Origin of the sequence: Sphaerisporangium perillae (assembly GCF_023276435.1) — a bacterium.
Taxonomy (GTDB): Bacteria; Actinomycetota; Actinomycetes; order Streptosporangiales; family Streptosporangiaceae; genus Sphaerisporangium; species Sphaerisporangium perillae.
This window is the reverse complement of the sequence record NZ_JALLPO010000052.1, coordinates 54319-62321: the sequence shown is the minus strand read 5'-3', so window position 1 is coordinate 62321 and position 8003 is coordinate 54319. Positions and strand designations below refer to the sequence as shown.

Sequence of the window (8003 nt, the reverse complement as noted above, 5' to 3'; positions counted from 1 at the left end):
AAGCACGCCGCCAGCGTTCGTCCTGAGCCAGGATCAAACTCTCCAAACAATGTCTGAAGAAATCCCGGCGGACACCACACACACATGTGCGATGCCAACCAAAGGAACCATCCCCGCACCCACAAAAAGAGGCACGAAAGACGGAGGTTAATGCATAATCATGCACTGGCTTTTAACACACTGTTGAGTTCTCAAGAAACGGACGCGTACACCATCACCCAGACCCAAAGGCCCGAACTCCGGGGCTTCCATCTCGTATGCCCTCATCCTACCGAATCCGCTTGACCAGGAGCAAACCGTGCCGTTACCGACACTTGACTTCCAGCCACCCGAACCCACTAGCATTCGAGCCACCCCGTCTCCAGGGCAACTCCACTAACTTACCTGGCCAGAGAGACCGTGTCAACCTCGACGCGGCAACCCGGATACAGGTTGGTCTTTGGGAGTACAGGGAGCCTAGCACCTCCGGGACTCAGATGATTCCCGGAGCCTCCGTTCGGTTCGAGCGGAGTGCGGCGCGCCCTGCGAGTAGAACTCTAGCACCGGTCAGGCCTGCTGATGACCAACTTGGGTCAGCCGGTGGTTATTCCCGGGTCGCGGAAGCTCAAACCTTCGACCGCGACCCTTCCGTGACTTCCTGCGCCGCGGGGGGTCAGCCCGCCGGCAGTGCCGCGAGCTGGGCCTCCAGCCGTGCGATGTCGGCGTCCGCCTGGGCCGCCCGGGCACGCACCTTGGCCACGACGTCATCCGGCGCCTTGGACATGAACTGCTCGTTCGCCAGCTTCGCGACCGCCTGCGCAGCCTCCTTGCGCGCCGCGGCGAGGTCCTTGTCCATTCGCCTCCGCTCCGCCGCGACGTCGATGGCTCCCGCCGTGTCGATCTCGACCACGGCCGAACCCATGGCGAGCCGCGCCGTGGCCGTGAACGACTCCACAGGGTCGTCCAGGCGCAGCAGCGTGCGAATCGCCGGCTCGTGCGCGACGAGCGCCGTTCCCTCCAGCGTCAGCCGGGCGGCGACCCGCTGTCCGGGCTTGAGCCCCTGGTCGGACCGGAACCGGCGGACCTCGGTGATGAGCTCCTGCAAGGCCAGGATCTCCTCCTCGGCGGCCCGGTCGGCGTACTCCTCCGCCAGGACCGGCCAGGAGGCCACCATGATCGATGGGCCACCGGTGAGCGCGCGCCAGAGCTCCTCGGTCACAAACGGGACGAGCGGGTGCATCAGCCTGAGCAGTGCGTCGAACACGTGGCCGAGCACCAGCCGGGTGCGTTCGGCGACCTCTCCGCCCGACGCGATCTGGATCTTGGCGAGCTCCACGTACCAGTCGCACACCTCGTCCCAGGCGAAGTGGTAGAGCTGGTCGGAGATCTTGGCAAACTCGAAGTCCTCGTAGGCGGCGTCCACGACGCCGACGACCGCCTGCAGGCGGGACAGGATCCACCGGTCGGCGACGGTCAGCTCGCCCGGAGCCGGCAGCGCCGCGGAGACCGTCGCCCCGTTCATGAGCGCGAACCGGGTGGCGTTCCAGATCTTGTTGCAGAAGTTGCGGGAGCCCGCCGCCCAGTCTTCGCTGATCGCCACGTCGGACCCGGGGCCGGCTCCGCGAAGCAGGGTGAAGCGCGTCGCGTCGGCGCCGTACCGGGAGACCCAGTCGAGCGGGTCGACGACGTTGCCGAAGGACTTCGACATCTTCTTGCCGAACTGGTCGCGCACCATGCCGTGCAGGGCGACCGTCTGGAACGGCGGCACGCCGTCCATGGCGTAGAGCCCGAACATCATCATGCGGGCGACCCAGAAGAACAGGATGTCGTACCCCGTGACGAGCACCGTGGTCGGGTAGAAGCGTTCGAGCTCCGCGGTGCGCTCGGGCCAGCCGAGGGTCGAGAACGGCCACAGCCCCGAGGAGAACCAGGTGTCGAGCACGTCGGGGTCTTGCACGTACCCGGGCGGGGGCTCCTCGTCGGGACCCACGCACAGCACCTCGCCCTCGGGGCCGTACCAGACCGGGATCCGGTGCCCCCACCAGAGCTGACGGGAGATGCACCAGTCGTGCATGTCGTCGACCCAGTCGAAGTAGCGCTTGGCCAGCTCGGGCGGGTGGATGCGGGTGCGGCCGTCGCGCACGGCGTCGCCGGCCGCCTTGGCCAGCGGCTGCACGTTCACGAACCACTGCAGGGACAGCCGCGGCTCGACCACGGTCTTGCATCGGGAGCAGTGGCCGACGGCGTGGACGTAGGGCCGCTTCTCGGCGACGACGCGGCCCTCCGCCCGCAGGGCCGCCACCACGGCGGGCCTGGCCTCGAAGCGGTCGAGCCCCTGGAAGGGGCCGTGGGCGGTGATGATGCCGCGCTCGTCCATGATCGTCAGGGACGGCAGCCCGTGGCGGCGTCCGATCTCGAAGTCGTTTGGGTCGTGCGCCGGGGTCACCTTGACGGCGCCGGTGCCGAACGCCGGGTCGACGTGCTCGTCGGCCACGATCGGGATCAGCCGCCCGGTGAGCGGCACCTCCACCGATGTGCCCACCAGATGCGCGTAACGCTCGTCGGCGGGGTGCACGGCGACGGCCGTGTCTCCGAGCATCGTCTCAGCCCGGGTCGTGGCGACCACGATGGACGCGTCGCCGTCGCCGTACCTGATGGAGACGAGCTCGCCCTCGTCGTCGCTGTGGTCGACCTCGATGTCGGACAGCGCGGTGAGGCAGCGCGGGCACCAGTTGATGATGCGCTCGGCGCGGTAGATGAGCCCGTCGTCGAAAAGCCTCTTGAAGATCGTCTGGACGGCCCGGGAGAGCCCCTCGTCCATCGTGAAGCGCTCGCGCGACCAGTCGACGCCGTCACCGAGCTTGGCCATCTGGCCGAGGATGCGGCCGCCGGACTCCTCCTTCCACTGCCAGACCCGCTCGACGAACGCCTCCCGGCCGAGGTCGTGCCGGGAGAGGCCTTCCTTGGCCAGCTCGCGCTCGACGACGTTCTGGGTGGCGATGCCGGCGTGGTCCATGCCCGGGAGCCACAGCGTCTCGTAGCCCCGCATGCGGGCCCGCCTGGTGAGGGCGTCCTGGATGGAGTGGTCGAGGGCGTGGCCGATGTGGAGGACGCCGGTCACGTTGGGCGGCGGCAACACGATGCTGTACGGCTCTCGCCCGCTGCCTACGTCCGCCGTGAAGTAGCCTTCCGCGACCCAGCGCTCGTAGCTCTGGGTCTCGACGTCGGCGGGTGCGTACTGGGTCGGCAGCTCTGGCGTTGTCACAGTCACCAATTGTAGGGACGGCGGCACCCGCCCCGCGTCGCAACCGGCTGGGGACCGTTATCCGGTATACGGCCGCGGTTGCCGAAAAGGCATCTTAGGCTTGACTAAAAGTACGGCGTCATCACTTAGCGTGATATCTGCGGCGCGTTTCTCGCGGGCGAGTCACGACGAGGGAGACCGCGTGACTGACCGGCTGAACGCGACGCGATCGCGAGCGTGACCGGCTGAACGCGACGCGATCGCGAGCGGCTGCCTGCCGCTTCGCGATCGCATGACGTCGGCGTGGTGCGGATGAGGACCGCCCGATCAGGCGGACTTCTCCCTGGGGGTGCGCTGCTGCTTGGCGCTCAGCTGGTCGCGAGGCACCAGAGTCGGGTTGACGTGCTCAAGGACCGACTCACGGGTGATGACGACGCGGGCGACATCCTGGCGGGACGGCACCTCGTACATCACCGACAGCAGGACCTCTTCGAGGATGGCCCGCAGGCCACGGGCTCCGGTGCCGCGCAGGATCGCCTGGTCGGCGATGGCCTCGAGCGCGTCGTCGGTGAACTCCAGCTCGACGTTGTCGAGCTCGAACAGCCGGCGGTACTGCTTGACCAGGGCGTTCCTCGGCTCGGTGAGGATCTGGATGAGCGCCTCGCGGTCGAGGTTGTGCACGCTGGTGATCACCGGGAGGCGGCCGACGAACTCGGGGATCATCCCGAACTTCAGCAGGTCCTCCGGCATGACGTCGGCGAAGATGTCCGAGGCGTCGATGTCGTCCTTGGAGCGGATGATCGCGTTGAAGCCGATGCCCTTCTTGCCGATGCGCGACTCGATGATCTTCTCGAGGCCGGCGAAGGCACCACCACAGATGAACAGCACGTTGGTGGTGTCGATCTGGATGAACTCCTGGTGCGGATGCTTGCGGCCGCCCTGGGGCGGGACCGAGGCGGTCGTGCCCTCCAGGATCTTCAGCAGGGCCTGCTGCACCCCTTCGCCCGACACGTCGCGGGTGATCGAGGGGTTCTCGCTCTTGCGGGCTATCTTGTCGACCTCGTCGATGTAGATGATGCCCGTCTCGGCCTTCTTGACGTCGTAGTCGGCCGCCTGGATCAGCTTGAGGAGGATGTTCTCAACGTCCTCCCCGACATACCCCGCCTCTGTGAGCGCCGTGGCGTCCGCGATGGCGAACGGGACGTTCAGCATCTTCGCGAGCGTCTGCGCGAGAAGGGTCTTGCCCGAGCCGGTAGGGCCGAGCAAGAGGATGTTGGACTTCGCCAGTTCCAGACCATCGTCTCGGCCGCGTTCGCCGGACTGCACCCGCTTGTAGTGGTTGTACACCGCCACCGAGAGGGCCTTCTTCGCCTGGTCCTGACCGATGACATAGGCGTCGAGGAACTCGTAGATCTCTCTCGGCTTGGGAAGACTGTCCCACTTGAGCTCTGAGGACTCGGAAAGCTCCTCCTCGATGATCTCGTTGCAGAGATCGATGCACTCATCGCAGATGTAGACGCCTGGTCCGGCGATGAGCTTCTTGACTTGCTTCTGGCTCTTCCCGCAGAACGAGCACTTCAGCAGGTCTCCGCCGTCGCCGATGCGTGCCACCCCAGATACTCCTTTGCGTGGGACCGCCTGCTCCGCGATCCGAATCTTGCGGACTCGGTCCGAAAAGTCATCCCGCTCAGGTTTCGACGTTACCGTCTTCTGGGCCCACAGTGCGCCCCCTAGCGGTGAGTCGCACCGGAACGTGCCCAATTGGGCACCGTTCCGGTGCGATCCGCGTCCTCAGGAAGCCACGGCTTGAGCGCGCTTCTTCCGTGAGGGGATGATGTCGTCGATCAGGCCGTAAGACTTGGCCTCATCGGCGTTGAGAATCTTGTCGCGCTCGATGTCGCGACGGACTTCTTCCTGCGTCTTGCCCGAGTGCCGGGCGACGATCTCCTCGAGGAGCGAGCGCATCCGCAGGATCTCGCGCGCCTGGATCTCGATGTCGCTTCCCTGGCCGCCACCCTCGGTGGAGGGCTGGTGGATCAGGACGCGGGCGTTCGGCAGCGCGAAGCGCTTGCCCGCGGTGCCGCCGGCCAGCAGCACGGCCGCGGCCGAGGCCGCCTGGCCGAGGCAGACCGTCTGGATCTCCGGACGGACGAACTGCATCGTGTCGTAGATCGCCGTCATGGCCGTGAACGACCCGCCGGGCGAGTTGATATAGATGCTGATGTCACGATCGGGGTCCAGCGACTCCAAGGTCAGCAACTGGGCCATCACGTCGTTGGCCGACGCGTCGTCGATCTGCACGCCGAGGAAGATGATGCGGTCCTCGAAGAGCTTGTTGTACGGGTTCATCTCCTTGACGCCGTACGTCGTGCGTTCGACGAACGAAGGGATGATGTAGCGGCCGTTGATGTCTCCCGGCCGGATCAGATCACTCACGAGTTGCCCCTTCAGGAGACGGCGCCCTCTGAGGGCACCTGCCGCGCGCTGCGCACGACTTGGTCGATGAAGCCGTAGTCCTTGGCCTCCTCGGCCGTGAACCAGCGGTCTCGATCGGAGTCCTTCTCGATCTGGTCGAGCGGCTGGCCGGTGTGGTGCGCGATGCGCTCGGCCAAGGTCTTCTTGACGTAGAGCATCTGCTCCGCCTGGATCGCGATGTCCGCGGCCGTGCCACCGATGCCACCGGAAGGCTGGTGCATCATGATGCGGGCGTGCGGCAGCGCGTAACGCTTGCCCGTCTCACCCGCGCAGAGCAGGAACTGCCCCATCGAGGCGGCGAGCCCCATGGCGACCGTGCAGACATCGTTCGGCACATACTCCATCATGTCGTAAATCGCCATGCCAGCAGTGACCGAACCGCCAGGAGAGTTGATGTAGAGCCAGATGTCCCGCTCGGAGTCGTCGGCGGCCAGGAGCAGGAGCTCCGCGCAGATGCGGTTGGCGACCTCGTCGTCCACCTGGGTGCCGAGCACCACGATGCGCTCACGCAGCAGACGGTTGTATAGCTGGTCCTCAAGTCGGAACGAACCGTTCTCACGGCCACGCGACTCCGGCCCGAAGCTGGTGGGCTGGTAAGAGGTCGGCGGGCTGGTCACAGCGTCACCTTCCGATGCGTCGTAATCGATTGGCTTTGCTTGTGACCTTAACGCGCGGCGCCGACCGGTCAGTCCCGGTCCCCGCGCTGTTCGCTGAAGGCGCAGGTACCAGGAGGGTCATTGAGACCCGTGGGCGCGACCGCGATCCTCCAGGTCCAGGTCGTGGATGAGGCGCCGCTGCGTCGTCGCGCTGATCTTCCCTCTGGAATAAAGCTCGTCCAGTTTCTCCCGTTGTGCGGAGTTGAGTTGCTTACGCAGCCAGCCGCCGGTGCCGGACTCACCGGACCCCTCGTCCTCATCCTCGTTCAGTATCGCGCGCACCCTGTCCAGGCGCAGCTCCAGGAGCTGGCGGAACACCTCGGCGGTGTGCTCGTCGACCTTGCCGTCGGAGGCCAGATCGTCCAGCCTCGCCAGGGCCGCCTCCATGGTCGACTGCCGGGCCCTGGCCTCCTCGACGACCGACTTGTCGGACTCGCCGAGCCCGAGGAGGCGCAGGAGCGAAGCCAGCGTGGTCGCCTGCCCGAGCAGCGTCGCCAGGACGACCGCCGCGGCGAGGAATATGAGCAACGGCCGGTTCGGCACGGTGAGCGGGATCGACAGCGCGACGGCGAGCGTGATCGCCCCGCGCATCCCCGCCCAGCCCATCACCAGGCGCTGCGCCCTGCCGACCCGGTCGAACGACAGATGCCTGCCAGGAAGCCACTTGGCCAGCGGGAACAGCGCCATCGTCCACACCAGCCGGATCAGCACGACGACGGCGATGACGACGACCGCCGTCCCGGCCACCAGAGCGGGCGAGTAGTTCGACACCCCCGAGACCACCTGGCGGATCTCCAGCCCGAGCAGGACGAACAGGCTGGACTCCAGCAGGAAGACCAGAACGTCCCAGAACGCGTTACCAGTCAGCCTGGAGGACGGCTGCAGGAGGCCGTGGGCGCGCATGCCGAGGTAGAAGCCGGTGGTGATAGTCGCGAGCACCCCGGAGAAGCCGAAGTGCTCCGCCGGCAGGTAGGCGACGAACGGCGTGATCAGGGAGACCACGATCTGAGCGCCGGGGTCCTTGATCCAGTGGCGCAGCCGGCCCACGGCCCAGCCGAGGACGAGCCCGTACAGCACGCCGCCCGCGACCACGCGGACCAGCAGCGACCCGCCCTCGGTGAGGGTGACCGGCTGGGCGATCGCGGTGAGGGCCAGGCCGAACAGGGTGAGCGCCACGGCGTCGTTGACGAGGCTCTCCCCCTCCAGGATGGTGACCAGGCGGCGGGGGGCGCCGAGGCGCTGCATGATGGAGGTGGCCGCCACGGGGTCGGTCGGAGCGACCGCGGCGCCGAGCGCGAGCGCCGCCGGCCAGCTCACCTCCGGCACGGCCAGGCGCACCGCCGCCATGACGGCGAGGGCGGTCACGCATGTGAGGCCGAAGGCCATCACCGAGATCGGGACGGCGTTCTCCCTGGTCTCGCGCGGCGCCGTCAGGAAGGCGGCGCGGTACACCAGGGGCGGCAGGTAGAGGTTCAGGATGACATCGGGCGCCACGACGGCCTTGCCCATGCCGGGCAGCAGGCTCGCCGCGACGCCGAGCACGACGAGTGGGATCGCCTGCGGAACGCCGAGGCCGCGCGCCACTCCCCGCCCCACGAGCATGAGCACGGCGACGGCCAGGCCGACGATGAGGTGCTCGTCAATCATCG

The 8003-nt window shown here is 67.1% G+C and carries 5 protein-coding genes; all 5 read right to left on the bottom strand.

All coding sequences use genetic code 11. The annotated features are described in order from the left end of the window. Nucleotides 1-652: 652 nt before the first annotated feature. The 5 genes from MYF83_RS36510 to MYF83_RS36490 all read right to left on the bottom strand — a co-directional run bounded on the left by MYF83_RS36510 (nt 653) and on the right by MYF83_RS36490 (nt 8001). Nucleotides 653-3253, bottom strand: a complete 2601-nt coding sequence (locus tag MYF83_RS36510; RefSeq protein ID WP_248965367.1) for a valine--tRNA ligase — start codon at nt 3251-3253, stop codon at nt 653-655. 297 nt (nt 3254-3550) lie between these two features. After that, complete coding sequence (gene clpX / locus MYF83_RS36505; RefSeq protein WP_248965366.1) at nt 3551-4834, bottom strand: ATP-dependent Clp protease ATP-binding subunit ClpX; 1284 nt, start codon at nt 4832-4834, stop codon at nt 3551-3553. A gap of 180 nt (nt 4835-5014) precedes the next feature. Beyond that, entirely contained in the window at nt 5015-5659 is a 645-nt protein-coding gene (locus tag MYF83_RS36500) for an ATP-dependent Clp protease proteolytic subunit (protein WP_308201564.1), read from the bottom strand. Between the two features lie 11 nt (nt 5660-5670). Then, nucleotides 5671-6315 (bottom strand): ClpP family protease, encoded by a 645-nt coding sequence (locus MYF83_RS36495; protein ID WP_308201563.1) that lies wholly within the window; start codon nt 6313-6315, stop codon nt 5671-5673. Between the two features lie 117 nt (nt 6316-6432). Next, entirely contained in the window at nt 6433-8001 is a 1569-nt protein-coding gene (locus tag MYF83_RS36490) for a Na+/H+ antiporter (protein ID WP_248965365.1), read from the bottom strand. Nucleotides 8002-8003 lie beyond the last annotated feature (2 nt).

Bases quoted from the DNA above. Each gene is read 5' to 3' on its own strand.
- MYF83_RS36490 (WP_248965365.1), bottom strand. From the start codon at position 8,001: ATGATTGACGAGCACCTCATCGTCGGCCTGGCCGTCGCCGTGCTCATG.